25 protein-coding genes and 1 riboswitch are annotated in these 24,389 nt (G+C 65.0%); of the genes, 12 read left to right on the top strand and 13 right to left on the bottom strand.

Annotated features, from left to right (window positions below; translation table 11 throughout):
* Nucleotides 1–205: 205 nt before the first annotated feature.
* The 5 genes from ychF to IF803_RS22210 all read right to left on the bottom strand — a co-directional run bounded on the left by ychF (nt 206) and on the right by IF803_RS22210 (nt 3,487).
* Complete coding sequence (ychF, locus tag IF803_RS22230; RefSeq protein WP_018269814.1) at nt 206–1,303, bottom strand: redox-regulated ATPase YchF; 1,098 nt, start codon at nt 1,301–1,303, stop codon at nt 206–208.
* 61 nt (nt 1,304–1,364) lie between these two features.
* The gene (gene pth / locus IF803_RS22225) at nt 1,365–1,979 is read right to left on the bottom strand and encodes an aminoacyl-tRNA hydrolase (protein ID WP_028344325.1); all 615 of its coding nucleotides are present in this window, start codon (nt 1,977–1,979) and stop codon (nt 1,365–1,367) included.
* A 55-nt stretch (nt 1,980–2,034) separates the two neighbouring features.
* Nucleotides 2,035–2,757 carry a 50S ribosomal protein L25/general stress protein Ctc gene (locus tag IF803_RS22220; RefSeq protein WP_028344324.1) on the bottom strand — a complete coding sequence of 241 codons (723 nt, stop codon included), beginning with the start codon at nt 2,755–2,757 and terminating at the stop codon, nt 2,035–2,037.
* 184 nt (nt 2,758–2,941) lie between these two features.
* Nucleotides 2,942–3,166, bottom strand: a complete 225-nt coding sequence (locus IF803_RS22215) for a hypothetical protein (protein ID WP_461193472.1) — start codon at nt 3,164–3,166, stop codon at nt 2,942–2,944.
* A 60-nt stretch (nt 3,167–3,226) separates the two neighbouring features.
* A complete protein-coding gene (locus IF803_RS22210) occupies nt 3,227–3,487 on the bottom strand; it encodes an accessory factor UbiK family protein (RefSeq protein ID WP_038388183.1) in 261 nt (86 codons plus the stop codon).
* A 178-nt stretch (nt 3,488–3,665) separates the two neighbouring features.
* Here IF803_RS22210 and IF803_RS22205 point away from each other — a divergent pair, with 178 nt between their 5' ends.
* From IF803_RS22205 to IF803_RS22175, 7 genes are all read left to right on the top strand, one after another.
* A complete protein-coding gene (locus IF803_RS22205) occupies nt 3,666–4,400 on the top strand; it encodes a dienelactone hydrolase family protein (RefSeq protein ID WP_461193471.1) in 735 nt (244 codons plus the stop codon).
* 15 nt (nt 4,401–4,415) lie between these two features.
* The gene (gene lgt / locus IF803_RS22200) at nt 4,416–5,258 is read left to right on the top strand and encodes a prolipoprotein diacylglyceryl transferase (RefSeq protein WP_461193470.1); all 843 of its coding nucleotides are present in this window, start codon (nt 4,416–4,418) and stop codon (nt 5,256–5,258) included.
* A 99-nt stretch (nt 5,259–5,357) separates the two neighbouring features.
* Nucleotides 5,358–6,416 carry a class I SAM-dependent methyltransferase gene (locus IF803_RS22195; protein ID WP_461193473.1) on the top strand — a complete coding sequence of 353 codons (1,059 nt, stop codon included), beginning with the start codon at nt 5,358–5,360 and terminating at the stop codon, nt 6,414–6,416.
* On the top strand, nt 6,413–7,180 hold the full coding sequence (pgeF, locus tag IF803_RS22190; RefSeq protein ID WP_461193469.1) for a peptidoglycan editing factor PgeF: 768 nt from the start codon (nt 6,413–6,415) through the stop codon (nt 7,178–7,180). Before IF803_RS22195 ends, pgeF begins: the two co-directional genes overlap by 4 nt.
* A 74-nt stretch (nt 7,181–7,254) precedes the next feature.
* Nucleotides 7,255–8,187, top strand: coding sequence for a MerR family transcriptional regulator (locus tag IF803_RS22185; RefSeq protein ID WP_461193468.1), 933 nt, complete (start codon nt 7,255–7,257; stop codon nt 8,185–8,187).
* Nucleotides 8,188–8,289: 102 nt separating this feature from the next.
* Complete coding sequence (locus tag IF803_RS22180; protein ID WP_461193467.1) at nt 8,290–8,910, top strand: hypothetical protein; 621 nt, start codon at nt 8,290–8,292, stop codon at nt 8,908–8,910.
* Nucleotides 8,911–9,090: 180 nt separating this feature from the next.
* A complete protein-coding gene (locus tag IF803_RS22175) occupies nt 9,091–10,044 on the top strand; it encodes a ribose-phosphate pyrophosphokinase (RefSeq protein WP_028344316.1) in 954 nt (317 codons plus the stop codon).
* A 159-nt stretch (nt 10,045–10,203) separates the two neighbouring features.
* Here IF803_RS22175 and IF803_RS22170 read toward each other — a convergent pair whose 3' ends face one another.
* Together IF803_RS22170 and IF803_RS22165 are read right to left on the bottom strand one after the other, a co-directional pair.
* Complete coding sequence (locus IF803_RS22170) at nt 10,204–11,010, bottom strand: SDR family NAD(P)-dependent oxidoreductase (protein WP_461193466.1); 807 nt, start codon at nt 11,008–11,010, stop codon at nt 10,204–10,206.
* Between the two features lie 103 nt (nt 11,011–11,113).
* A complete protein-coding gene (locus IF803_RS22165) occupies nt 11,114–11,695 on the bottom strand; it encodes a 6,7-dimethyl-8-ribityllumazine synthase (RefSeq protein WP_461193465.1) in 582 nt (193 codons plus the stop codon).
* A gap of 78 nt (nt 11,696–11,773) precedes the next feature.
* A riboswitch (FMN riboswitch) is annotated at nt 11,774–11,927 on the bottom strand.
* Between the two features lie 441 nt (nt 11,928–12,368).
* Here IF803_RS22165 and IF803_RS22160 point away from each other — a divergent pair.
* Together IF803_RS22160 and proC are read left to right on the top strand one after the other, a co-directional pair.
* Nucleotides 12,369–12,869: a type III secretion system chaperone family protein gene (locus tag IF803_RS22160; RefSeq protein WP_016844492.1), complete on the top strand. Its 501-nt coding sequence runs from the start codon at nt 12,369–12,371 to the stop codon at nt 12,867–12,869.
* 148 nt (nt 12,870–13,017) lie between these two features.
* Nucleotides 13,018–13,893, top strand: coding sequence for a pyrroline-5-carboxylate reductase (proC, locus tag IF803_RS22155; protein ID WP_461193464.1), 876 nt, complete (start codon nt 13,018–13,020; stop codon nt 13,891–13,893).
* A gap of 219 nt (nt 13,894–14,112) precedes the next feature.
* Here the strand turns inward: proC and IF803_RS22150 are convergent, their stop codons facing one another.
* From IF803_RS22150 to IF803_RS22135, 4 genes are all read right to left on the bottom strand, one after another.
* On the bottom strand, nt 14,113–14,520 hold the full coding sequence (locus tag IF803_RS22150) for a thioesterase family protein (RefSeq protein WP_461193463.1): 408 nt from the start codon (nt 14,518–14,520) through the stop codon (nt 14,113–14,115).
* 148 nt (nt 14,521–14,668) lie between these two features.
* A complete protein-coding gene (locus tag IF803_RS22145) occupies nt 14,669–14,872 on the bottom strand; it encodes a tautomerase family protein (RefSeq protein ID WP_018269806.1) in 204 nt (67 codons plus the stop codon).
* A gap of 119 nt (nt 14,873–14,991) precedes the next feature.
* On the bottom strand, nt 14,992–16,506 hold the full coding sequence (hisS, locus tag IF803_RS22140; RefSeq protein ID WP_461193462.1) for a histidine--tRNA ligase: 1,515 nt from the start codon (nt 16,504–16,506) through the stop codon (nt 14,992–14,994).
* Between the two features lie 164 nt (nt 16,507–16,670).
* Nucleotides 16,671–17,750, bottom strand: a complete 1,080-nt coding sequence (locus tag IF803_RS22135; protein ID WP_411782935.1) for a branched-chain amino acid aminotransferase — start codon at nt 17,748–17,750, stop codon at nt 16,671–16,673.
* A gap of 330 nt (nt 17,751–18,080) precedes the next feature.
* Here IF803_RS22135 and IF803_RS22130 point away from each other — a divergent pair, with 330 nt between their 5' ends.
* Genes IF803_RS22130 through IF803_RS22120 form a run of 3 tightly spaced genes read left to right on the top strand, consistent with a single transcriptional unit; the run spans nt 18,081 to nt 20,757 of the window.
* Nucleotides 18,081–18,626, top strand: coding sequence for a MarR family winged helix-turn-helix transcriptional regulator (locus IF803_RS22130; protein ID WP_461193461.1), 546 nt, complete (start codon nt 18,081–18,083; stop codon nt 18,624–18,626).
* 19 nt (nt 18,627–18,645) lie between these two features.
* A complete protein-coding gene (locus IF803_RS22125; protein WP_411782950.1) occupies nt 18,646–19,350 on the top strand; it encodes a response regulator in 705 nt (234 codons plus the stop codon).
* Between the two features lie 21 nt (nt 19,351–19,371).
* Nucleotides 19,372–20,757 carry an ATP-binding protein gene (locus IF803_RS22120; protein ID WP_016844484.1) on the top strand — a complete coding sequence of 462 codons (1,386 nt, stop codon included), beginning with the start codon at nt 19,372–19,374 and terminating at the stop codon, nt 20,755–20,757.
* 68 nt (nt 20,758–20,825) lie between these two features.
* Here the strand turns inward: IF803_RS22120 and IF803_RS22115 are convergent, their stop codons facing one another.
* Together IF803_RS22115 and IF803_RS22110 are read right to left on the bottom strand one after the other, a co-directional pair.
* A complete protein-coding gene (locus tag IF803_RS22115; protein ID WP_461193460.1) occupies nt 20,826–22,967 on the bottom strand; it encodes a TonB-dependent siderophore receptor in 2,142 nt (713 codons plus the stop codon).
* Nucleotides 22,968–23,854: 887 nt separating this feature from the next.
* A complete protein-coding gene (locus tag IF803_RS22110) occupies nt 23,855–24,385 on the bottom strand; it encodes a DUF3617 domain-containing protein (RefSeq protein ID WP_461193459.1) in 531 nt (176 codons plus the stop codon).
* Nucleotides 24,386–24,389: the final 4 nt, after the last annotated feature.

The following is a 24,389-nucleotide window of genomic DNA, read 5'->3' as shown; positions in this document are numbered from 1 at the left end:
GCCACCCGCACACTCAGTGTCGTCCCTGCGAAAGCAGGGACCCATAACCACAGGACGTGGCGATGGAGCGAGCTGGGCCACAGCTCGCTTCAACAACGCAACCCTGTGGTTATGGGTCTCGGGTCGCGCTTCGCTTGCCTGGGACGACGTGGGGATAGAGCGGTGCCGAATTCGCTGCCGCTTCTTGCGCGGCTGAACAGTGCGATCAGGTATTGAATCTGAAATGCATGACGTCGCCGTCGGCGACGACGTACTCCTTGCCTTCAAGGCGCAGCTTGCCGGCATCACGCGCGCCGGCTTCGCCGTTGCCGGCGATGTAATCGGCATAGGCGATGGTCTCGGCGCGGATGAAGCCCTTCTCGAAATCGGTATGGATCACGCCGGCGGCGGCGGGCGCCTTGGTGCCGCGGTCGATGGTCCAGGCGCGCGCTTCCTTCGGGCCGACGGTGAAATAGGTGATGAGGTCGAGCAGCCGGTAGCCGGCACGGATCAGCCGATCGAGCCCGGCCTCTTCCAGGCCCAGCGTCTCCAGGAAGTCGGTGCGTTCTTCACGCGACAGCGTCGCGATTTCGGATTCGATCTTGGCCGAGATCACGACCGCGACCGCGCCCTCCTCCTTGGCGCGTTCGAACACCGCCTTGGAGAAATTGTTGCCGTCCTTGGCCGAGCCTTCCTCGACGTTGCAGACGTAGAGCACGGGCTTCGAGGTCAGGAGCCCGAGCATACGGAACGCCCGCTCCTCCTCCGGCTTGCGCTCCAGCGCACGCGCCGGCTTGCCGTCGCGCAGCAGCACCAGCGCGCGGTTGACGAGCTCGAGCTGCTCCTTGGCTTCCTTGTCGTTGCCCTTGGCCTTCTTCGAGAGGTTGTCGACGCGCTTCTCCAGGCTGTCGAGGTCGGACAGCATCAGCTCGGTCTCGATGGTCTCGATGTCGGCGAGCGGCGCGATCTTGCCCTCCACATGGGTGATGTCGGAATCCTCGAAGCAGCGCACCACATGGGCGATGGCGTCGACCTCGCGAATGTTGGCGAGGAACTGATTACCGAGGCCTTCGCCCTGCGACGCGCCGCGGACGAGGCCCGCGATGTCGACGAAGGTCAGCCGGGTCGGAATGATCTGCGCGGACTTCGCGACCGCCGCGAGCTTCTCCAGCCGCGGATCGGGCACCGCGACCTCGCCGACATTCGGCTCGATGGTGCAGAACGGATAGTTCGCCGCCTGGGCGGCCGCCGTCTCGGTCAGCGCATTGAACAGCGTCGACTTGCCGACGTTAGGCAGCCCGACGATCCCGCATTTGAATCCCATGTCTTCCTCAATAATCTCTGGTTCGTCATGGCGGGCTCGTGCCGATGACGATTAAGGGAGATCAGGCCGGCTTCTCGCCGCCGTTCTCACCCTTGTCGAAAAATCCCTTGGACTGCATCGTCAGATGCACCTTGTTGGCGAACGACGCGTCATGCCCCGCAGCCAGCAGGCCGGCATTGTCGGCGACGGCCTGGCACAAGGCCTCCACCCACGCCCGGTCGCTCTTGGCGAAGTCCGACAGCACGTGGCTGTGCACGAGCTCCTTGACGCCGGGATGACCGATCCCGAGCCGCACCCGCCGATACTCGTTGCCGATATGCGCGGAGATCGAGCGCAGGCCGTTGTGGCCGGCGATCCCGCCGCCGATCTTGACCCGCACCTTGGCGGGCGGCAGTTCGAGCTCGTCCTGGAACACGGTGATGTCGGAGGGCGCGAGCTTGAAGAAGTTCGCCGCTTCCTGCACCGCGCGCCCGGACTCGTTCATGTAGGTGGCCGGCTTCAGCAGCACGACCTTCTCACGATCGACGACGCCCTCGGAGGTCTCGCCCTGAAAGCGACGGCGCCATGGTGCGAAACCATGACGCCGTGCAATCTCGTCGACCGCCAGGAAACCGATATTGTGCCGGTTGCTGGCGTATTTCGCGCCGGGATTACCGAGACCGACAAAAAGGCGCATGGCGCGGCATCCCGCGTCGGCGCGCCATCAGACGATCGCGCGCCGACCTGATCGATTACTTCTTCTTGTCGCCACCGGCGGGAGCCTTGGCACCCGCGGCCGGAGCCGCAGCACCCGCAGCCGGAGCCGCCGCAGCGGCCGGAGCTGCAGCACCCGCGGCCGGAGCAGCGCCACCGGCAGCCGCCGCAGCCGCGGCCTTCTGCTCTTCGGCGTAGCCGGACGGCGGCACGATGGTGACCAGGGTTGCGTCCTCGCGGGTCAGCGACTTCACGCCCGTGGGCAGCTTGACGTCGGAGAGATGCAGCGAGTAGCTGATCTCCAGCGCGCCGACGTCGGCCTCGATGTATTGCGGAATGTTGTCGACCGAGCACTCGAGATCGAGCGCGTGGGTGACGATGTTCACGGTGCCGCCGCGCTTGACGCCCGGCGAACTTTCACCGTTCACGATGTGAAGCGGCACGCTGACGCGGATGGTGGCGCCTTCGCCGAGCCGCATGAAGTCGACATGGAGCGGGAAGTCCTTCACCGGATCGAGGTGGTAGTCGCGCGGAATCACGCGATGCTTCTTGCCCTCGATATCGATGTCGAACAGCGTGGTGAGGAACCGGCCCGCCAGGATGCGCTGGCGCAGTTCACGATCGTCGACCGAGATGGTCACCGGGGGCTGGTTGTCTCCGTAGATCACTCCGGGAACTCTCCCGGCGCGACGCTCTGCCCGGGCGGCCCCCTTGCCGCTCTTCGGACGCGCGGTCGCCTTCAATTCCTTGACGGTCGCCATAGCGTTAAGTCCTTGTATTTAAAAAGTTAAAGGCCGCAGCGCGGCCCATGCTCAGGTCCACAGCAAGCCTCCAGGGGTGCGGGGGCCGCGGACGTGGCGGGCTTTTAGCCCCAAAGGGCCGAAATGACAAGGAAATGAAGGGATTTTTCTTTTTCGCGCGTCCCCGGCCGACCGAGCGGCTCTGTCAGTTTACGAATGTCCAGTAGAACTCTTCATCCGCCTTCTCGCCCTCCTCGGTGCGGGCCAACCCCAAGTTCCTTATTGCCTTGTCCACCACTAGGTACGCTTGCCGATACTTTTCAGCCTCCCATAGCTCCTCAAATATGCGGAGCTCAGTTGGATGGTCCGAAAGCAATCTCCGGGTCTCCCGCAGATACCCATCTTTGGCGTCTTGAATCATCTTCGGCACTGCAAAGGCCGCCAGGTTGGAGGTGGAAGTGCCGGAAAGGCCCTGCGGCCGGCTGCCGTTTCAGCCCGCCGAGCCGCCGAGCTTGGCCTCCAGCGCCGCGATCCTCGCCTTCAGCGCCTCGTTCTCCTCGCGCGCCAGGCGGGCCATGTCCTTGACCGCGTCGAACTCCTCGCGCTTGACCACGTCGAGGTCGCGCAGGATCCGCTCGGCCTGGTTGCGCATGACCGTGTCGACCTCGCGCTTGACGCCCTGGGCGGCGCCCGCGGCATCGTTCATCAGACGGCCGATCTCATCGAAAAACCGGTTGCTGGTCTGGGTCATCTCGCAAAACTCTCCGCGTTCACTGGCCTCGCGCCAAAGACAATGGCGATCTCAGCCATCCGGTTCAAGTCCGCCGCGAATGGCAGGCCTCCCGAGGCTTGCCTTGTCATGCTCCGGTTTCCTTGCAATCGTATGAACTCACAACAGAAATCGCACACATAACGCGAGCAGAAACGCCATGATCGAAGAGACCGTCGAGATCCCGACCAAGGACGGCAAGACCACCACCTTCATCACCCATCCCGAGCGCGGCGGCCCCTTCCCCGTCGTCATCTTCTACATGGACGCGCCGGCGATCCGCGAGGAGCTGCGCGACATGGCGCGCCGGCTCGGCACGTCAGGCTATTATGTGATGCTGCCCAATATGTATTACCGCGCCGGCGTGATGGAGCTCGGTCCGATCAATCCCGATCCGGAATCGCCCGAACGCAAGCGCATGTTCGAGCTGATGCACTCGCTCAACATTCCGCTGGTGATGGAAGACACCAAAGGCCTGCTCGCCTATGCCGAGACGCAGAAGGCGGCGAACACCAGCATCATCGGCACCGTCGGCTATTGCATGAGCGGCCGCTACGCCGTGAACGCGGCGACGCATTTCGGCGATCGCGTCAAGGCCGCCGCCTCGGTCTACGGCACGCATCTGGCGACCGACCAGCCCGACAGTCCGCATCTTGCCGCGCAAAAGACAAAGGCCGAACTCTATTTCGCCTGCGCCGAGACCGATATCTACGCGCCACAGGACATCATCGAGCGGGTGAAGGCCGGCATGAGGGGATCGAACAACGAGGTCGAGATCTATCCCGGCACGCATCACGGCTTTGCGTTCCCCAAGCGCCCGGTCTATGACCGCGACGCCGCCGAACGCCACTGGGAGCGGCTGCTGGCGCTTTACCGCCGCAACCTCGTGAGCTGAGTCTCAAGACGCACGATGCCGTTCCTGCTGATCGACTTTCCGGTATTCAATCCCGTCGCGCTCTCGCTCGGGCCGATCGTGATCCGCTGGTATGCGCTGGCCTACATCGTCGGCATCGTGCTGGGCTGGATCTACGCCCGCTCGCTGATCAAGAAGGAGCGGCTGTGGGGCGGCCCGGCGCCGATCACGCTGCCGCAACTCGACGATTTCATCCTCTGGGTCACCATCGGCATCATCGTCGGCGGCCGCACCGGCTATGTGCTGTTCTACAATTTGCCCTTCTTCATCGCGCATCCGGCCGAAATCCTGGAATTGTGGAAGGGCGGCATGTCGTTCCACGGCGGCTTCCTCGGCTGCGTCGCGGCGGTGATGCTGTTTGCCCGCCGCAACGACATCCCGATCCTGTCGCTCGGGGACATCACCACTGCGGTCGCGCCGATCGGGCTGTTCCTCGGCCGGCTCGCCAATTTCATCAACAGCGAATTGTGGGGCCGTCACGCCGATCCGAGCCTGCCCTGGGCCATGATCTTCCCCAATGGCGGGCCGCTGCCGCGCCATCCGAGCCAGCTCTACGAAGCCGGGCTTGAAGGCATCGTGCTGTTTGCGGCGCTGGCCGTCATGATCCGGATGGGGGCGCTCAAGCGTCCCGGCCTGATCCTCGGCAGCTTCATTGCGATCTACGGCGTTGCCCGAATCATCGGCGAGCACTTCAGGGAGCCCGACCCGCAGCTCGGCTTCCTGTGGGGCGGATTAACCATGGGCATGCTGCTGTCGGTGCCAATGATCATCGTTGGCGTTATCCTCATCACGGCCGCCGTCCGCCGCAGGGCGGGCGGTCCGGCGCCGAGTTCAACCTGAACAAGTTCAATCCAAAGCAAGTGCAATCCAAGGAAGGCCGTGAGCGAACCCTCCCCGCTGCTGGATGAGATCAGGAAGCTGATCAAGCTGTCCGGGCCGATGCCGGTCTGGCGCTACATGGAATTGTGCCTGATGCATCCGCGGTACGGTTACTATTTGTCGCGCGATCCGCTCGGCCGCGAGGGCGATTTCACCACATCGCCCGAGGTCAGCCAGATGTTCGGCGAACTGCTCGGGCTGTGGAGCGCCTCGATCTGGCGCGCGATCGGCTCGCCTGAGACGCTCCGCCTGATCGAGCTCGGCCCCGGCCGCGGCACCATGATGGCGGACGCGCTGCGCGCGCTTCGCGTGCTGCCGCCGCTCTACCAGTCGCTCAGCATCCACCTCGTCGAGGTCAATCCGGTGCTGCGCGAGAAGCAGTACGCGACGCTGACGGGCGTGCGCGATATCACCTGGCACGACAGCATCGACGACGTGCCCGAGGGACCGGCGGTGATCCTCGCCAACGAATATTTCGACGTGCTGCCGATCCACCAGATGGTCCGGCGCGAGACCGGCTGGCACGAGCGCACGGTCGGGATGGATGCCAACGGCAACCTGTATTTCGCTCCCGCCCCCGAGCCGACACCGCATTTCGAGGTGCTGCTGCCGCCGCTGGTGCGCGCCGCCCCGCTCGGCGCGGTGTTCGAATGGCGGCCCGACAACGAGGTCATGAAGCTGGCTACGCGGCTGCGCGACCAGGACGGCGCCGCGCTGATCATCGATTACGGCCATCTGCGCAGCGACGCCGGCGACACCTTCCAGGCGATCGCACGCCACAGCTTCGCCGACCCGCTGAAGAACCCGGGACAGGCCGACGTGACCGCGCATGTCGATTTCCAGGCCCTGGCGCGGGCCGCCGAGGATGTAGGCGCGCGCGTCCACGGACCGGCGACGCAGGGCGACTTCCTCAAGCGTCTCGGCGTCGAGGCCCGCGCCGCCGGACTGATGGCGAAAGCAAGCCCCGAAGTCTCCGCCGACATTGCCGGCGCGCTGAAGCGGTTGACCGATTCCGGGCGCGGCGGGATGGGCTCGATGTTCAAGGTCATGGCCATCTCCGACCCGCGCCTCACCTCGATCGCCGGATTGAGCGATCAGCCTGACGAGACCGAACAATGACATTGGGATCACCGCTGCTGTCGGCCATTCCGAGCCTGCGCCATGCCTTCTTCTCGCGCGAGGGCGGCGTGTCGGAGGGCATCTATGCCGCGCTGAATGGCGGGCTCGGCTCGCGCGACGATCCGGCCAAGGTCGCGGAGAACCGGCGGCGGATGGCGGCGCAGCTCGGCGTGCCGCTCGATCACCTCGTCAGCGTGCATCAGGTTCACTCGCCTGACGTCGTGGTCGTGACCGGTCCATGGAACGGCGCCGTGCGCCCGAAGGCGGACGCGCTCGTCACCCGCACCGAGGGCCTTGCGATATCGGTCACGACGGCCGACTGCGGCCCGATCCTGTTCGTCGATCCCAATGCGCGGGTGATCGGCGCGGCGCATGCCGGCTGGAAGGGCGCGCTGACCGGGGTGCTGGAATCGACCATCGACGCCATGGAGAAGCTCGGCGCGGAGCGCGGCGGCATCGTCGCCGCGATCGGCCCGCTGATCCGCAAGGAGTCCTACGAGGTCGGCAACGAATTCGTCGAACGCTTCATCGAGGCCGATGCGGAGAACGGCATGTTCTTCATGCCCGCCGAACGCGACGGACACGCGATGTTCGATCTTGCCGGCTTCATCCGCATGCGGCTGGAAAATGCCGGCGTGCTGATGATCGACGATCTCGGCATCGACACCTATTCCGACGAGCGCTGCTTCAGCTACCGCCGCTCCGTGCATCGCAAGGAAGCCGATTACGGCCGGCTCGTTCACGCCATCGCGCTGGAAAGCTGACGCCGGGCGTCCTCCTCATTTTTGTGCGACAAGCGTCTTGACTCTCCACCTGCTGGAGACCGGACAAGCGGCGCATGACACAACGCACCTACAGCATCGGCGAGGCGGCGCGGCTCAGCGGAATTTCCGTCCGCAAGCTCCGCTTCTATTCGGACCAGGGGTTGCTGCCGCCGGCCGGCCGCACCGCGAGCGGCTATCGCGTCTTCACCGACGACGAACTGGTTCGCCTCGACCTGATCCGCTGCCTGCGCGATGCGGGGCTCGGTCTCGACGCCATCCGTGAGGTCCTGACCAAGCAGCTCTCGCTGGTCGAGGCGCTGCAGCTTCGCCTCGAGACGCTGGAAGCGGAGATCGCGGCCCAGCGCCGCGTCGCCTCGGCCCTGCGGGCTGCGTTGCGTTCACCGCAACTCACCGAAGCAGACCTGAGGAGATTCCTGACCATGACGCAGCTGTCCCGCACCGAACGCCGCAACGTCGTCGAGCGCTTCTTCGAGAAAGTGTCCGACGGCATCAACATCGACCGGAAATGGATCCGGCAGATGATCGAGACCAGCGTGCCCGAATTGCCCGACGAGCCGACACCCGAGCAGTGCGATGCCTGGATCGAGCTTTCGGAGATGCTCAACGACCCTTCCCTCGTCGCCAACATCCGCGCCAACGCGGAAGACGTCTGGAATCATCACGTGCTGGATCTCGCCGCCTGGCAAGCGGCCAACGAAACCGTACTGGCGAGTGCCAAGAAGATTATCGCGCGCGACCTCGGCCCGACGTCGGAGGCCGCCCAGGCGCTGGCGCGCGACTGGCTGGAAACATCGGCGCGATTGCTGAAACGAAAACCTGATCTGGAATTCCGCAACTGGATTCGCGGCAAATATGCCCTGCACGACGCCCGCGCTGCGCGCTATTGGGAGCTCGTCGCCATCATGCGCGGGCAATCGCCGGACGCGAGCCCGAACCGCGAATGGGCCTGGATCACCGCAGCCATGCGGCACCATCTCTCTGACTGAGCAGGGAAATCCGAAACCTCGCGGCGCGCCGCCCGGATCGGTTAAGTGCTGTGGCCGTCCTGCCCTAGACGTTAAGCCGTTTTAACGATATCGCAGGACGCAATGAGGGAAGCGTCGAACCGCCAGTTTCAAACTGGGACAGCCGCGCGCGCCGCGATCGCAGGCACGTGGCTCGCGATCGCGTGCGCGCTTGGCGGCTGCGCGGCCGGCGGCAACGTGGCCGACTCCTACGCCATGGCCACGCCGGCAAGCAGCGGCGCAACGGTTGCGTTCGAATCGATCGACGGCCCGCCGCCCCAGGTGTTCGACCGCATGGTCGGCGTGCTCGACAGCGAGTCCAAGCTGCGCAGCCTGTCGATCGTGTCGCGCCAGGGCGCTGCCGCCTATCGCGTGCGCAGCTATCTGTCGGCGCAGGTGGTGCGCGGCCGCACCATGATCTCGTGGGTGTGGGACGTCTACGACAGCAACCAGCAACGCGCGCTGCGGCTCTCCGGCGAGGAGCCCGCCGGCAAGGCCGGCCGCGACGCCTGGGCCGCCGCCGACGACCTGGTGCTGCGCAAGATCGCCCAGGCCGGCTTCAGCGGCCTCTCCAGCATGCTCAATGGCGGCCCGGCGGACAGCCCCGCACCCGCCCCGGCACCGGACCTCCGCGGGCCCACGGTGGCAAGCGTCCCGGCCTCCGCCGCGCCCGAGACCGTGGCGCTCGGCTATTCCGCCGACTAAACCCCGTTATCTCCCGGGGAAATGGGTTTTTTGCCCAGGAAAAACGGCGGCCAAGGCCGGCTAATGGGTTGCCATCGGAGGCGCCTGCCTGATATTCCCTCGCGCACCGAAAACCCGCCGGTTCTGTAAGGACTTGAGATGCTGAACGTCGTATCCAGCAAGGCGCGGGGGGAAGCATCGATGTCGGCAAAGAACGGATCAATCAAACTCGTCGCCGGCAACTCCAATCCTGCGCTGGCGCAGGACATCGCCAAGGGACTTGGCATCGAACTGACCAAGGCCGTGGTCCGGCGCTTCGCCGACATGGAGATCTTCGTCGAGATCCAGGAGAACGTCCGCGGCTCGGACATGTTCATCCTGCAGTCGACGTCGTTTCCGGCCAACGACAATCTGATGGAACTGTTGATCATCACCGACGCGTTGCGCCGTTCCTCGGCGCGCCGCATCACCGCGGTGGTGCCCTATTTCGGCTACGCCAGGCAGGATCGCAGGTCCGGCTCGCGTACGCCGATCTCGGCCAAGCTCGTCGCCAACCTGATCTCGCACGCCGGCGTCGACCGCGTCATGACGCTCGACCTGCATGCCGGCCAGATCCAGGGCTTCTTCGACATCCCGACCGACAACCTGTTCGCGGCGCCCCTGATGGTGCGCGACATCAAGGAGAAGTTCGACCTCGCCAAGGTGATGGTGGTGTCGCCCGACGTCGGCGGCGTGGCGCGTGCCCGCGGCCTCGCCAAGCGCATCAACACCCCGCTTGCCATCGTCGACAAGCGCCGCGAGCGCCCGGGTGAGTCCGAGGTGATGAACGTGATCGGCGACGTCGCCGGCTACAACTGCATCCTCGTCGACGACATCGTCGATTCCGGCGGCACGCTGGTGAATGCAGCCGAAGCGCTGATCGCGCACGGCGCCAAGGAGGTTTCGGCCTACATCACCCACGGCGTGCTGTCCGGCGGCGCCGCCGCGCGCATCGCCTCGTCGCGGCTGAAGGAACTGGTCATCACCGACTCGATCCTGCCGACCGAGGCCGTCAACAAGGCGCCGAACATCCGCCAGATCTCGATCGCCGGCCTGATCGCCGAAGCGATCGGTCGCACCGCGGCGGAAGAGTCGGTCTCGAGCCTGTTCGATTAAATCGATATTTGCTGTCGTCCCTGCGAAAGCAGGGACCCATAACCACAGGCCGTTGTTGTTGCGAAGGCTGTGGCTCCGGCGTTGTCAATCAATTCGCATTCGTGGTTATGGGTCCCGGCTCAAGGCCGGGACGACACCGGGTATGCGGCAGCCACCGCGCTAAAACCCCGGCCGTGGCACGTGGCTCATCAACGTCCGCGCATAGCCGCCATCGACGATGATCTCCTCACCGTTGACGTAAGACGAGCGATCACTGGCCAGGAACAGGGTCGCGTCCGCCATGTCCTGGGGCGCGCCGATCCGGCGCATCGGCACCACGGCGGTGCGCCGTTCGGTGACGCCAGGCGTGTCGTAGAAGGCCTGGCTCATCGGCGTCACGACAAGGCCGGGGCTCACCACATTGCTGCGGATGCCATGCGGCCCCCATTCCGCTGCGAGTTGCTGCGAGAGCATCACGACGCCAGCCTTGCTGACGCTGTAGGCGCCGCTCTGCCCCTGCGCATTGCTGGCGGCGATCGAGGCGACGTGGATGAGGCTGCCGCGTCCGGCCTTGCGCATCTGGCGGCCGAACGCCTGCGCGCAGATGAAATAGCCGGTGAGATTGACCGCCAGCACCGCATTCCATTCCGCGAGCGCGAGCGTATCGAGTCCGCCCGGGCGCAGCACCGCCGCGGTGTTGACGAGGATGTCGCAAGCGCCAAACGTGCGCGCGACGGCGTCGGCGACAGCGGCGACATTGTCCTCGCTGGTCGTGTCGCAGCTCGCAACGAGATGACCGTCACCGAACTCGCGAAGCGTTGCCTTGGTCTCCGCGAGGGAGCGCTCGTCGCGATCGAGCGCGGCGACCCTGGCGCCGGCGCGCGCGAAGCTGAGCGCGGTGGCGCGGCCAATGCCGCCGCCTCCGCCGGTAACGACGGCAACGCGGCCCGACAGGCCGAGCCAGTCGGAGGAATGTTGTTCGATCATGGGCGCCTCCCGCGCGTTTTGGTTTTATGCCGCAAGCATAACCGAACGCGCCGCAGGCGAGAGCGATCCCGGCACGCATGCCGGAATCGCTTTTCCGCCGATGCTAACCGGGGATTCCCGCCGCGACCTGGCCGCGCAGCCGCTCGAGGCTGAGCAGCGTGTTGGCGCAGGCCTCCGCGACCTCGATCCCCTTGATCACGAAGTGCTTGCGGAAGAACTCGTAATGCACCTCGGTCTCGTGGAATTGCTGCGGCGTCAGCACCGCCGAGAACACCGGCACCTCGGTGCGCAACTGCACATCCATCAGTGCCTTGATCACGGTGTCGGCGACGAATTCGTGGCGGTAGATGCCGCCATCGACGACGAGCCCGGCCGCGACGATCGCGGTGTAGCGGCGGGTCTTCGCCAGCAGCTGCGCGTGCAGCGGGATCTCGAACGAGCCCGGCACCTCGAACACGTCGACATTGGTGATGTGGCGTGCCTCGATCTCCTTCAGGAAGGAGATGCGGCACTCTTCCACCACGTCGCGATGCCAGGACGACTGCACGAAGGCAACGCGCTGCGGCTTTGCGAAGTGCGGATGCTCCAGCGCCGGCGGAATGGCCGGCGTATCGGGAGCACTTTCTGCCTGGGAGGTTTGGACTTGAGAAGCTTGAACGTCTTGGTCTTGCAACATCTGATTCATGGCTTTCCTCTTTCAGGACCAGAATCAGGGCACACGGACAACGACACGAGCCCACGCGAAAATCGCGTTGGCCGCCGCAACCGTTCTCTTTCATCCGGACTGTAACCGTCGGCTTCGGAATTGCACCGAATCTGCTGACCCTTCCCCCGGCTTCGCGGAGGAAGGCGCTCGCGGGCTTGGGCTCATCACCCTTACCGCCGGTGGGGATTTTCACCCCGCCCTGAGAACTCGGCACGCCCGGGATGGACGTGCCTGAGGCGAAATATGACCAAAGCGCGACAGCCGGGCAAGGCCTTTGGCATGGGGAAACGGCATGTCCCCATGAGCGGGTTGCGGCTCTGCGAGGTTGATGTGAAGGCCCGACCACTGATTCACAGGCGCGGCGAAGCGCCGGCAAATGGTTAACAAAGCGTTACGCGAACGCTTAGATTCCGATTTGTTCTCAAAATCACAGATGTGGCGGAGATCAGCTGTGGACGATGCGCGCTTTGGCTGTGGACGGACTCGGCGTGCGGTTGCGCGGATTCCGCAAATCACATCACTTCATCGGCGTCAGGTCCAGGGGCATCCGGAAGCCCGCATCAGGAACTGCACTCGGCCACGACGCAGTATGTCGCAAGTGCCGGCTTCCGTGTGCGTATCAAGCGATCATAAGAACAAGGTCCGAGACGGCATGTCCCTCCTCGAAAGCATTATCGATTCCCGGAACAACCCGCTTGCGGTGGTCGAGGATATCGCCACCGACAACAACTGGGCGTTCGAGCGTTCCGGCGAAGACGAGGTGACGATCGTCTCCAAGGGAGACTGGATCGATTATCAGCTCTCGTTCACCTGGATGGGCGAGATCGAGGCGCTGCATCTCGCCTGCGCCTTCGACATGAAGATGCCGCAGGCGCGCCGCGCCGAGGTGCAGCGGCTGGTCGCCGCGATCAACGAACAATTGTGGGTCGGCCATTTCGATCTGTGGACCCACACCGGCATGGTGATGCACCGTCAGGCGCTGGTGCTGCCCGGCGGTCTCACCGCCTCCACCGCGCAGTGCGAGGCCATGGTGGTCAACGCGATCCACGCCTGCGAGCGCTACTATCCGGCATTCCAGTTCGTGGTGTGGGCCGGCAAGTCGACCGCCGAGGCGATGGCCGCGGCGATGTTCGACACCGAGGGCGAGGCGTAACGGTTTCGCTCCAGCAATCCACACCCTCAGTGTCGTCCCTGCCTAGTGCGCAATTGCGCACGGGAGCAGGGACCCATACTCCGCGGCCGCGGGGCTCACGCAAACTGCTTGTGGCTGATCGCTCGTCTCACTAGAACCGGCTGTGGTTATGGGTCCCGGCTTTCGCCGGGACGACACCGGGTTTGTGGAGACGCCTGTGAACACGAGCAGCGCACTTAAGAACACCACCGGCACCATCGCGCTAGCGGGCGCGGGCAAGATGGGCGGCGCCATGCTGACCGGCTGGCTCGCGCAGGGCCTCGCACCCGAGCGCGTCGCGGTGATCGATCCGCACCTCTCGCCGGAGATCTCCGCGCTTGCCGCAAAGGGCGTGCGGCTCAATCCGCAGGCGAAGGATCTCGGCACGGTCGACACGCTTGTCGTCGCGGTGAAGCCGCAATCATTCCGCGACGCCGGCGCCGCGCTGAAATCCTTCGTCGGCCCCTCGACACTCGTCGTCTCGATCATGGCCGGGACGACCATGTCAGCGCTGGAAGAGGTTGTCGGCGGCGCAGTCGTGCGCGCGATGCCGAACACGCCGGCGGCGATCGGCCGCGGCATCACCGTTGCGGTACCGTCGAATCGCGTCACCGCCGCGCAGCGCGCGATGACCGATGCGCTGCTGAAAGCGACCGGGCTCGTCGAATGGGTCGACGATGAGAGCCTGATGGACGCGGTGACCGCGGTGTCCGGCTCGGGCCCCGCCTATGTGTTCCTGCTCGCCGAGGAGCTCGCGCGTGCCGGCGTTGCGGCCGGCCTGCCCGAGCAGCTTGCGACCACGCTGGCGCGGGCGACCGTCGCGGGCTCCGGCGAGTTGCTGCATCGCTCGGATCTGCCATCCGCGACCCTGCGGCAGAACGTCACCTCGCCCGGCGGCACCACCGCTGCGGCGCTGGAGGTGCTGATGGCCAACGACGGCATGCAGCCGCTGATGACCCGCGCGATTGCCGCCGCGACAAGGCGTTCAAGGGAATTGGCGAAGTAGCTGCGAGTACACTGCCTGCCCGTCACCCTGAGGTGCGAGCGAAGCGAGCCTCGAAGGGTGCACGGCCCGCGGCCCATCCTTCGAGGCGCGCAAGGGCGCGCACCTCAGGATGACGTCTGAACAAGTGGCAAGAGTCGTAGGCTGGGCAAAGCGCAGCGTGACCACCATCGCGAACACGCCGTATGCGGTGGGCAGGGCGCAAGCGCGCCTTTGTCCACCCTACTCAGTGCCCGATGCCCCGGCGAGCCGCTTGTTAAAACTCTCGACATTGATCAAACCGCGGGCGTGGCGGCCTTCGCCGAGCTTGCGCGTGCCCTCAAAGGCCTCGACCTCGAAGCGGATCACGCGGCGCTCGACCGCGATCACCTTCGCGGTGGTCCGCACGGTGGCGCCGACCAGGGCAGCGGCGAGATGGCGGATGTCGACCTCGGTCCCGACCGTGACCCAGCCGGACCGCAACGCGGCGCGGATGGCGTCGCCCGACGCCATCTCCATTTCGAGGATCATCATCGGCGTCGCATAGACCATCGGCATGCCGGGCACGAAATGCCCGACGGTGCGCTCCGGCGGCACCACGAGCATGCGCTCGGCGCTCATGCCGACCTTGATGAAGTCGCGTGCGTCCATCGGTGCCTCAAAACAGGTGTCGTCCCGGCCTTGAGCCGGGACCCATAACCACCAAAGCTAGTTATTGCGCAAGCTGGAGCCCCAGCGAGCGCAACAACCGGCATCGGTGGTTATGGGTCCCTGCTTTCGCAGGGACGACAGAGGTGAATTACTTCTTCGCCGCGGCGGCGCGCTCGACGAACGACTTGCCGCCCTTCATCTTGTGATGCAGCGGCGCTTCGTTGATCTGGATCACGACCGCGTCGGCATCGACGCCGAGATTCTTCACCAGCGCCTGGGTGATGTCGCGCATCATGCCGAGCTTCTGCTCGTCGGTGCGGCCGGCGGCCATGCTCACGGTGATCTCAGGCATTGTTGCTCTCCCTCTTGTTGTCGCCATGGCCGGGCTCCTCCCGGCCATCCACGTCGCCGCGCATCAAACAAGAGGTGGATGCCCGGCACAAGGCCGGGCATGACGTCACAAGCGAATGGCTATCCCCACGCTACGTCATGCCGCGCCAGGACCTCGCGGACCCTGGCGACCAGATCGGCTTCCGCGCAGGAGAACTGCGCCGGACGCGTCTCACGCCATTCCTGATTGGAGGCGATCGCAGCCGCGGCCTTGGCGCCTTCGATCAGATCCTTGATCTGCACCTCGCCGCGCGCCTTCTCGTCCGAGCCCTGGATGATCACGCAGGGCGAGTTGCGGCGATCGGCATATTTGAGCTGATTGCCCATGTTCTTCGGATTGCCGAGATAGAGCTCGGCGCGGATGCCGGCCTGGCGCAGCTGCGCGACCATCTTCTGGTAGTCGGCGACGCGATCGCGATCGAACACGGTGACGACGACAGGACCGAACTCGGCCTGCGTATCGAGCTGGCCGAGCATCGTCAGCGCGGCCTGCAGGCGCGACACGCCGATCGAGAAGCCGGTTGCCGGCACCGGCTCGCCGCGGAAGCGCGAGACCAGACCGTCATAGCGGCCGCCGCCACCGACCGAGCCGAACCGCACCGGGCGGCCTTTCTCGTCCTTGGTGTCGAGCAGCAGTTCAACCTCGTAGACCGGGCCGGTGTAATATTCGAGACCACGAACAACGGTGGGATCGATGCGGATGCGATCCGCGCCATAGCCGGACGCCGCGACCAGCTTGGCGATCTCTTCGAGCTCGCTCACGCCGGCCTGACCAACTTCGCTCTTCGCCAGATAGGTCTCGGCCGCAGCAATCGCCTCTCGCCAATCGTCACGCTGCTGCGTGACGGCCAGGACGATATCGGCATCGGCAGGGCTCAGGTCGGCGCCCTTGGTAAAGTCGCCCTTGCCCTCTTCGCCGCCATCCCACCGTCCGGGACCCAGCAGCTTGCGAACCTCCTCGGCGGGAAATTTGTCGAGCTTGTCGATCGCGCGCAGCACCGTGAGACGGCGGCCTGCATTCTCGTCGCCGCCAAGGCCAATGGCCTCGAGCACGCCATCGAGGACCTTGCGGTTGTTCACCTTCACGACATAGGAGCCGCGCGGAATGCCGAGCGCCTCCATCGTGTCGGCTGCCATCATGCAAATCTCGGCGTCGGCCGCCGGCGTCGCCGAGCCGACGGTGTCGGCGTCGAACTGCATGAACTGGCGGAAGCGGCCGGGACCGGGCTTCTCGTTGCGGAAGACATAGCCGAACCGATACGACCGATAAGGCTTCGGCAGCGCGTCGAAGTTTTCCGCGACATAGCGCGCCAGCGGCGCGGTGAGGTCGTAGCGCAGCGATATCCACTGCTCGTCATCGTCCTGGAACGAGAACACGCCCTCGTTGGGACGGTCCTGGTCGGGCAGGAACTTGCCGAGCGCGTCGGTGTATTCCATCGCCGGCGTCTCCACCGGCTCGAAGCCGTAGAGCTCGTACACGGCGCGGATCTTCTCGACCATCGCCCGCGTGGCATTGATCGCGGCCGGGCCGCGATCTTCCAGTCCGCGCGGCAGGCGCGCCTTCAGTTTCTGGGGTTTTTTGGGTTTCTCGGCCATGAGCGGCCGTTTACCAGCCGGCGCGCAAGGCGGCAACCGGTGCCGCTACGCTGTCATTCCGGGATGGTCCGCAGGACCAGACCGCAGGTGCGCAATTGCGCACCGGGGAATCTCGAGATTCCGGGTTCGATGCTGCGCCTCGCCCCGGAATGACGTTGCGTCCGTCACTGGACGTTTCGGATCCAGTTATGCGGGTCGTTGGTGCGACCGTACTGGATGTCGACCAGCTTCTTGCGCAGGCCCATGGCGACCGGGCCGGCCACGCCGCCGCTGATCTGGAAATCGCCGCTCGCCGAGCACACCTTGCCGATCGGCGAGATGACGGCCGCGGTGCCGCAGGCGAACGCCTCTTTCAGCTTGCCGCTGGCGGCGTCAGCCCGCCATTGCTGGATCGTGTAGGGCTCCTCGCGCACACGCGTGCCGGCATCCTTGGCAAGCGCGATGATCGAGTCGCGGGTGATGCCGGGCAGGATGGTGCCGAGCGGCGGCGTCAGCAGCGAGCCGTCATCGAACGCGAAGAACACGTTCATGCCGCCGAGCTCCTCGATGTAGCGGCGCTCGACCGCATCGAGAAACACGACCTGGTCGCAGCCCCGTTCGATCGCCTCGGCCTGCGCGCGCAGGCTGGCGGCGTAATTGCCGCCGCACTTGACGGCGCCGGTGCCGCCGATGGCGGCGCGGGTGTAATTCTCCGACACCCAGATCGACACCGGCGCAGGGCCGCCCTTGAAATAGGAGCCGACCGGCGAGGCGATGACCGAGAAGATGTATTCGGCCGACGGCTTCACGCCGAGGAAGATCTCGCTCGCGATCATGAAGGGCCGCAGATAGAGACTGCCCTCGCCGCCCGGGATCCAGGCGCGATCGATCCGCACCAGCTGCTCGACCGCATCGATGAACAAATCCTCGGGCAACGGCGCCATCGCCATGCGCTCGGCCGAATCATGGAAGCGGCGGGCATTGGCGTCGGGGCGAAACAGGTTCACGCCGCCATCGTCGCGCTTGTAGGCCTTGAGGCCTTCGAAAATTTCCTGGGCGTAGTGCAGCACCGCGCCGGCCGGATCGAGCGGAAAATTCGCGCGGGCCTCGACGCGGGCGCTGTGCCAGCCCTTGCCCTGGCTGTAGCGGACGATCGCCATGTGATCGGTAAAGACCCGGCCGAAGCCGGGGTCCACGAGCTTCGCCGCGCGATCCTTGTCGGACGTTGCATTCGGCGAAGGCTGGATGTCGAATTTCAAAGTCATTTTTCTTGCTTTCCGCTGTCGGAACCGGCGCGATACCCGGCGCCGGCCTGTTTCCCCCGGAGCCATCAGGCTCGGCTGGCCCGAACTTCACCACCGCCGGCCGCGCCGCCGGCTTCCATCGCCAACATGCCGTTTAGACATGCTTTTGCGGAATGCTGAAGTCCAGTATGTTTGCCGAAATGCCGCTCGACAATCGCACGGTAGTCCAATTTGCGGCCCAAACCGCCTCACAGGCTCGTTCAGGCCGCCTCAAACGCTGTCGAGGACAAAACGACCTAATGTTTCGTCGTGACAGGCAGTTTTGTAACATTGAACCCAAGATACGTCAATATGACTGACATAAATTTCTCAGGGGCTGCCAAGCCCGATTCGCAGGGAGACGACCACGCTCCTGCGGCGGGGCCGCGCGACCTGCGCTGGGACATCATCGAGCTGTTGTTCTTCGCCTACCGCGACTTCGTCGGCGACGCCGACCAGGAGCTGGAGGCGTTCGGCTTCGGCCGCGCCCACCACCGCGTCATCCACTTCGTTACCCGCTATCCGGGGCTGAAGGTCGCCGACCTGCTCGACGTCCTGCGCATCACCAAGCAGTCGCTCGGGCGCGTGCTCAAGCAGCTCTTGGACGAGGGCTACATCGTGCAGAAGACCGGCAACAACGACCGCCGGCAGCGCCTGCTCTACGCCACCCCGAAGGGCGAGGCGCTGGTCGCCAAGCTCGCCGGGCTGCAGACCGACCGCATCAACCGCGCGGTCGCCGGCATCGATCCGGCCGGCGTCGAGACGGTTCGCCAATTCCTCCGCGCGATGATCGACCGCGACGATCCCGACAAGGTGCTCGAAGCGATCTTCGGCGGCGGCAAAAAAACGAGGGAGTGAGCTGGTGCAGGCTGCAACCATGATGCGCGCGCCGGTCGAGCCGGCCGACGACGCGCCGCATCTTCTGTTGGTCGACGACGACCGCCGCATTCGCGACCTGCTGTCGCGCTTTCTTTCCGGCGAAGGCTATCGCGTCACGACGGCGATGAGCGCCACCGACGCACGCGCCAAGCTGCTCGGGCTGCATTTCGACCTGCTGATCCTCGACGTGATGATGCCCGGCGAGAACGGCTTCGACCTCGCCCGCTTCATCCGCAGCTCCTCGACGGTGCCGATCATCATGCTGACCGCCCGCCACGAGGCGGAAGCCCGCATCGAGGGCCTGCAGATCGGCGCCGACGATTATGTCGCCAAGCCGTTCGAGCCGCGCGAGCTGGTGCTCCGGATCGGCAATATCCTCAAGCGCACCGCGCCGCCGCAGGTCGCAATCGTCGAGCAGATCGCGTTCGGCCCCTACATTTTCCACATCGAGCGCAGCGAACTGCGCCAGGGCGAAGAGATCATCCATCTCACCGATCGCGAGCGCGAGATGCTGCGCATCCTCGCCAGCGCGCCTGGCGAGACCGTGCCGCGCGCCGAGCTGACCTCCGGCGGCACCGTCAACGAACGCGCGGTCGACGTTCAGATCAACCGCCTGCGCCGCAAGATCGAGCACGATCCCGCCAATCCGCTGTTCCTGCAGGCGGTGCGCGGCATCGGCTATCGCCTGGTCGCCTCGCCATAAGATGCTGCCAAAGATGCTGCCATGAGCACGCTCGACTCCGGCCTGACCCTGATCAAGAACGCCTCGCAGCGCGTCTCGAAGGCGAACGGCTGGATGGGCAATGCGTTCAAGAGCTGGATGCCGACCGGCCTCTATGCCCGCGCGCTGCTGATCATGATCGTGCCGATGGTGATCCTGCAGACCGTGGTGGCGTTCGTGTTCATGGAGCGGCACTGGAACACGGTGACGCGGCGGCTGTCGGCCGCGGTGGTGTCCGATATCGCCGCGCTGATCGACGTCTACAAGAGCTACCCGCAGGACAAGGACCGCGCGCAGCTTCGCCGCATCGCCCAGAAACTGCAGCTGGTGGTCGACTTCCTGCCCGCCGGCGACATGCCGCCGCCGGGGCCGAAGCCCTTCTTCTCGCTGCTCGACCAGACCTTGTCGGTGCAGCTCGGCCGCCAGATCAGCCGTCCGTTCTGGATCGACACCGTCGGCAAATCCAATTTGGTGGAGATCCGCGTGCAGCTCGACGATTCGGTGATGCGGATCTTCGCCCAGCGCAGCGCGGCCTACGCCTCCAATTCGGAGATCTTCATCTTCTGGATGCTCGGCACCTCGACGATCCTCTTGATCGTCGCCGTGCTGTTCCTGCGCAACCAGATCAAGCCGATCCTACGGCTGGCGGACGCCGCCGAAAGTTTCGGTAAGGGCCGCGAGGCGCCGAACTTCCGGCCGCGCGGTGCGCGCGAGGTGCGGCGCGCGGCGCAGGCCTTCATCGAGATGAAGGCGCGCGTCGAACGTTCGATCGAGCAGCGCACCGCGATGCTCGCCGGCGTATCGCATGATCTGCGCACCATCCTGACCCGGTTCAAGCTCGAGCTTGCCCTGATCGGCGAAGGCCCCGAGATCGACGCGATGCGCAAGGACGTCGACGAGATGTCGATGATGCTGGAGGATTATCTCGCCTTCGCGCGCGGCGATTCCGGCGAGGTCGCGCAGCCGACCGACATGGCATTGGCGCTGGAGGAATTGCGCAGCGACGCCGAACGCCACGGCCACACCGCAACCGTTGCGTTCCACGGCCTGCCCGTCGTCACGGTGAAGCCGGCCTCGTTCAAGCGCTGTCTCGCCAATCTCGTCTCCAACGCGGCGCGCCACGCCAACACGATCTCGATCACCGGCCATCGCGACCATCGCTATCTCAACGTCACGGTCGACGACGACGGGCCGGGCATCCCCGCCGACATGCGCGAGGAAGTGTTCAAGCCGTTCCTGCGGCTCGACGACGCCCGCAACCAGGACGAAGGCGGCACCGGGCTCGGGCTTGCCATCGCCCGCGACATCGCCCGCTCGCATGGCGGCGACATCATGCTCAGCGAAAGCCCGATGGGCGGCCTGCGCGCCGTCGTGCGGGTGCCGGTGTAACACAGCGTTTTCGAGCGCAGTGGACGCCGGTTCGCGTGAAGACAACGCGTCCAAACAACAAATTCGAGCTACCAGCGGTAGGACAACGTGCCGATGACCTGCCGCCGCTCGCCGGCATAACAGTAGCCGGACTGGCAGGTCTGGTAGTGCGTGTCGAACAGATTGGTCGCGTTCAGGCGCGCGGTGGCGCCGAGGAAGCGCCGGTCCAGCTTGCCGAGATCGTAATCGATCACCGCATCGAACAGCGTCGTCGCGGCGTTCTGGAACGTGTTCTGGTCGTTGCCGAAGTTCGTCCCGATATAACGCACGCCGAGACCAAGCCCGAGCCCTTCGACGGGCACGCCCGACTGGAACGTATATTTGCCGAAGGCGGCGAAGGAATTCCTCGGAATGCCGGAGAGCTCATTGCCGGTCGTATCGGGATTGCCCTGCGTGATCACGACGTTGAGATGGGTGTAGGCGGCGGTGAGATCAAATCCCTGCTTGAGCGCCAGCTTCGCCTCGAGCTCCACGCCCTTGGATTCGACCTGCCCGGTCGCTGCCTGGAACGCCATGTTGTTCGGATCGGTGCGCAGCACATTGTCCTGCGTGATGTCGAACACCGCAGCGGTCAACAGCACCGGAAGGTTCGGCATCTGGTACTTGATGCCCACTTCCTTCTGCTCGCCGGTGGTCGGCCTGAACGGCAATCCGGATGCATCGACGCCGACCTGCGGGGCGAATGCCGTCGCATAGCTGACATAGGGCGCAATGCCGTTGTCGAAGACGTAGCTCAGCCCCGCACGGCCCGTGAAGGCGGTCGCTCTCTGCGTTGACGGCACGCCGTCCAGACCCGCGGTCGTCGTCTGCGACACCCAGCTCTGACGGCCGTTGAGCGTCAGAATGAAGCCTCCGAGCTTGGCCTGCTCCTGCGCATAGACACCGACCTCGTCGGTCGACTGCTTGTTGAAGATCGAGAATGCCGGCGTCGCGATCGCCTGGGCGCCGTAGTTCATGGTCAGGAGATTGAGATCGGGCGCCGGCCCGTAGCCGATCTTGTCATTGTAGTAGGAGTGACCGTAGTCGACGCCGAACAGGGCCGTGTTCCTGATCGCGCCGAGCATGAACTTGGCCTCGGCCTGATTGTCGAGCGTGACCGTGTTGAAGCTGTCCAGGATCCGCCAGGCTGACCGCGACGCGAGATTGGTGCTGCTGTCGATCGAATCGATCTGGGTGTACTTCGCGTCGACGTCGACCTGGTAGAAGCGGAAGTTCTGCCGCACCGTCCACACGTCGTCGACATTGTGCTCGAACGCGTAGCCGATGCGATACTGCTTCTGATCCATCGCGCTGAAGGCCGGATCATTCGAATAGATGTTGGTCAACTGTCCGTCAGGCGTGCGGAAGTTGCCGATGCTCGCGGCGGTTCGGCTGCTTTGATATTCGCTCAGGATGGTGAAGGACGTGTCGGCGTCCGGCCGCCAGGTCAGCGCAGGCGCGATATAGGCGCGATCGTCGTCGTTGCCGGGGTACCAGGTCTTCGCGTCGCACAGCAAACCGGTCAGCCGGTAGTACAGTTGATCGCTGCCGGGCACCGGACCACCGACATCGAAACTGCCCTGGTAACGGTCGTAGGTGCCGCCCTGCAGCTGCACCTCACCGAATGCCGTCAACGGCGGCCGCTTGGTCGTGACATCCACGATGCCTCCCGGAGAGCCGAGGCCATAGAGGCCCGAGGCCGGTCCGCGGAGGATCGACACGCTGTCGAGACCGTAAGGTTCGATCTTGGGAATGGCGAAGTTGCCGCCGCCCTGACGCAGGCCGTCGCGATAGATCCCCGTATAGGTCGCATCGAAGCCACGGATATAGAAGCTATCGAATCTTGGATCATAGCCGAACGCCGTGGTCGTCACGCCCGGCGTGTAGCTGACGGCGTCCTTGAGCGTCTGAACGTTGCGATCCCGAAGCTCCTTTTGCGTGACGACCGAAAGCGACTGCGGCGTTTCGATCAGCGCTGTGCTGGTCTTGGTGCCGGCCGTGCTGGCGGTCGCGACGTAACCCGTCGTCGTACCGATCGCGCCACCTGTGCCTTGCGACCGCGGAGCCTGACTCTGAGCGGGCGCCGCGGCATTGCGGCGCCGGTTCGCCGCGACCGCGCGCGAAGCCCTGGTATTCTGACTTGAAACGACGGCACCGCGCTTCTTTGCGGCGCCGGGTTCATCCACCGTCACTGCGGGAAGTTCGCTGACATTGTTCTGCGGAGGACTGCTCTGCGCCTGAGCGCAAGCGACGTCTGAGCCCATTGGCACAAGCGCGACCGAACCGAGCAGCGCTGCATTGATCGCAGCATTTGATGCAAGCAAGCCGCGCTTGCACCGCAACGAAGCCATTCCCACCGAACAAATCCCCACATTGCCTTACGCTGACATCGATCGAGTCGCGTTCGCGACAAGGCCGGCATCGATTGGGGCGGACTACTATCGGCGGGATGAACGAAATTCCACACGCGCAAAATAGAATCCATTGAAACGCACACGATGCGAAACACTGGAGCGATTCAAGTTGCGCAACACTGGAAGGGTTCAAAACGACATGTTGGTGCATCACGCTTCCGACACGACGAACGCGATGCGCGTCGTCGCTCGCAGAGAGTCTCGAACGCGACGCACTCGGTGATCATTCAATGATGTTGCATCCGGTCGACGTCATCGCGCGCCAAGGAGCGCACGAACGCGGCGAACCGTCATCCCCGCGCAAAGGCTATCGCCATTTCGTGGCGGTGTGCCCATGGCCATCCTTCGAGACGCCCGCCTTCGGCGGGCTCCTCAGGATGAGGTCTTGTTCTGCGGCACAATAGTAGACCCTCATGGTGAGGAGCGCCGCTTGCGGCGCGTCTCGAACCACGAGGCCAAGCACTTGCGCGGTCGCCAAGGGGCATATGCGATAGCCCTTGGGGGTGACCGGGAGGGATCGGATGGATTGCGCATCGCCTCAGCGCAAGATTGCTCCGCATTTTCGTCGCGAACTGCTCGTAATGACGGTGATGCGAAGCGGCACAGCCTCTCGGCATGCGAGGCGATGTATTCAGTCGCGCGGCAACGGCCGAATGCGCTGCGCGCTACTTCTGCTTGGGCAGGAGGCCCTTCAGCTTTTCCATGTCCTTGACGTTCATCTTCATGCCGCCGGGCATGATGATGTCACCGGCCTTCTGGTCGCTCTTGCAGGCGCCGAGCCACTTCGCCTCGATGGTCATCGTGGTGTCGCGCGAGCCGGCCGCGCCGCCCTCGGCATGCGAGGTGCTCTTCACCGTGTAGGCGGAATTGAAATCGCCGACGATCTCGGCATGGCTCTGCATCGTCATGCCGGCGACGCTGCAGACGCTGTCGCTGACATAGCCGGTCGCGGTCTTCTGGATATCCTGCTTGGAGCAGACTTCCTTGGCCATCGGCGAGGCCGCCGCGCTCATCTCCTTGTCGGTGGTCTCGTCGGTGCAGTGCTGCATGGTGATTTCCGGCATCGGCCCGCCGGTGCGCACCATTTTCATCTCCCACAGGCCGGCCTTGCGGATCGGCAGGTCGACGGCACTTGCGGCGCCAACGGACAGGACAAGGCACACAGCCGAACCAAGCAAGGCAAGCTGTCGGGTCATGCGG

It is taken from the genome of Bradyrhizobium sp. UFLA06-06 (genome assembly GCF_054820065.1).
Note: the sequence above shows the minus strand (reverse complement) of the source record. Positions and strands in the feature narration are given on the sequence as shown.

Coding starts and splice junctions, on each gene's coding strand:
- ychF (WP_018269814.1), bottom strand. CDS start 1,303: ATGGGATTCAAATGCGGGATCGTCGGGCTGCCTAACGTCGGCAAGTCG.
- pth (WP_028344325.1), bottom strand. CDS start 1,979: ATGCGCCTTTTTGTCGGTCTCGGTAATCCCGGCGCGAAATACGCCAGC.
- IF803_RS22220 (WP_028344324.1), bottom strand. CDS start 2,757: ATGGCGACCGTCAAGGAATTGAAGGCGACCGCGCGTCCGAAGAGCGGC.
- IF803_RS22210 (WP_038388183.1), bottom strand. CDS start 3,487: ATGACCCAGACCAGCAACCGGTTTTTCGATGAGATCGGCCGTCTGATG.
- IF803_RS22205 (WP_461193471.1), top strand. CDS start 3,666: ATGATCGAAGAGACCGTCGAGATCCCGACCAAGGACGGCAAGACCACC.
- lgt (WP_461193470.1), top strand. CDS start 4,416: ATGCCGTTCCTGCTGATCGACTTTCCGGTATTCAATCCCGTCGCGCTC.
- IF803_RS22195 (WP_461193473.1), top strand. CDS start 5,358: ATGCCGGTCTGGCGCTACATGGAATTGTGCCTGATGCATCCGCGGTAC.
- pgeF (WP_461193469.1), top strand. CDS start 6,413: ATGACATTGGGATCACCGCTGCTGTCGGCCATTCCGAGCCTGCGCCAT.
- IF803_RS22185 (WP_461193468.1), top strand. CDS start 7,255: ATGACACAACGCACCTACAGCATCGGCGAGGCGGCGCGGCTCAGCGGA.
- IF803_RS22180 (WP_461193467.1), top strand. CDS start 8,290: ATGAGGGAAGCGTCGAACCGCCAGTTTCAAACTGGGACAGCCGCGCGC.
- IF803_RS22175 (WP_028344316.1), top strand. CDS start 9,091: ATGTCGGCAAAGAACGGATCAATCAAACTCGTCGCCGGCAACTCCAAT.
- IF803_RS22170 (WP_461193466.1), bottom strand. CDS start 11,010: ATGATCGAACAACATTCCTCCGACTGGCTCGGCCTGTCGGGCCGCGTT.
- IF803_RS22165 (WP_461193465.1), bottom strand. CDS start 11,695: ATGAATCAGATGTTGCAAGACCAAGACGTTCAAGCTTCTCAAGTCCAA.
- IF803_RS22160 (WP_016844492.1), top strand. CDS start 12,369: ATGTCCCTCCTCGAAAGCATTATCGATTCCCGGAACAACCCGCTTGCG.
- proC (WP_461193464.1), top strand. CDS start 13,018: ATGGGTCCCGGCTTTCGCCGGGACGACACCGGGTTTGTGGAGACGCCT.
- IF803_RS22150 (WP_461193463.1), bottom strand. CDS start 14,520: ATGGACGCACGCGACTTCATCAAGGTCGGCATGAGCGCCGAGCGCATG.
- IF803_RS22145 (WP_018269806.1), bottom strand. CDS start 14,872: ATGCCTGAGATCACCGTGAGCATGGCCGCCGGCCGCACCGACGAGCAG.
- hisS (WP_461193462.1), bottom strand. CDS start 16,506: ATGGCCGAGAAACCCAAAAAACCCCAGAAACTGAAGGCGCGCCTGCCG.
- IF803_RS22135 (WP_411782935.1), bottom strand. CDS start 17,750: ATGACTTTGAAATTCGACATCCAGCCTTCGCCGAATGCAACGTCCGAC.
- IF803_RS22130 (WP_461193461.1), top strand. CDS start 18,081: ATGACTGACATAAATTTCTCAGGGGCTGCCAAGCCCGATTCGCAGGGA.
- IF803_RS22125 (WP_411782950.1), top strand. CDS start 18,646: ATGATGCGCGCGCCGGTCGAGCCGGCCGACGACGCGCCGCATCTTCTG.
- IF803_RS22120 (WP_016844484.1), top strand. CDS start 19,372: ATGAGCACGCTCGACTCCGGCCTGACCCTGATCAAGAACGCCTCGCAG.
- IF803_RS22110 (WP_461193459.1), bottom strand. CDS start 24,385: ATGACCCGACAGCTTGCCTTGCTTGGTTCGGCTGTGTGCCTTGTCCTG.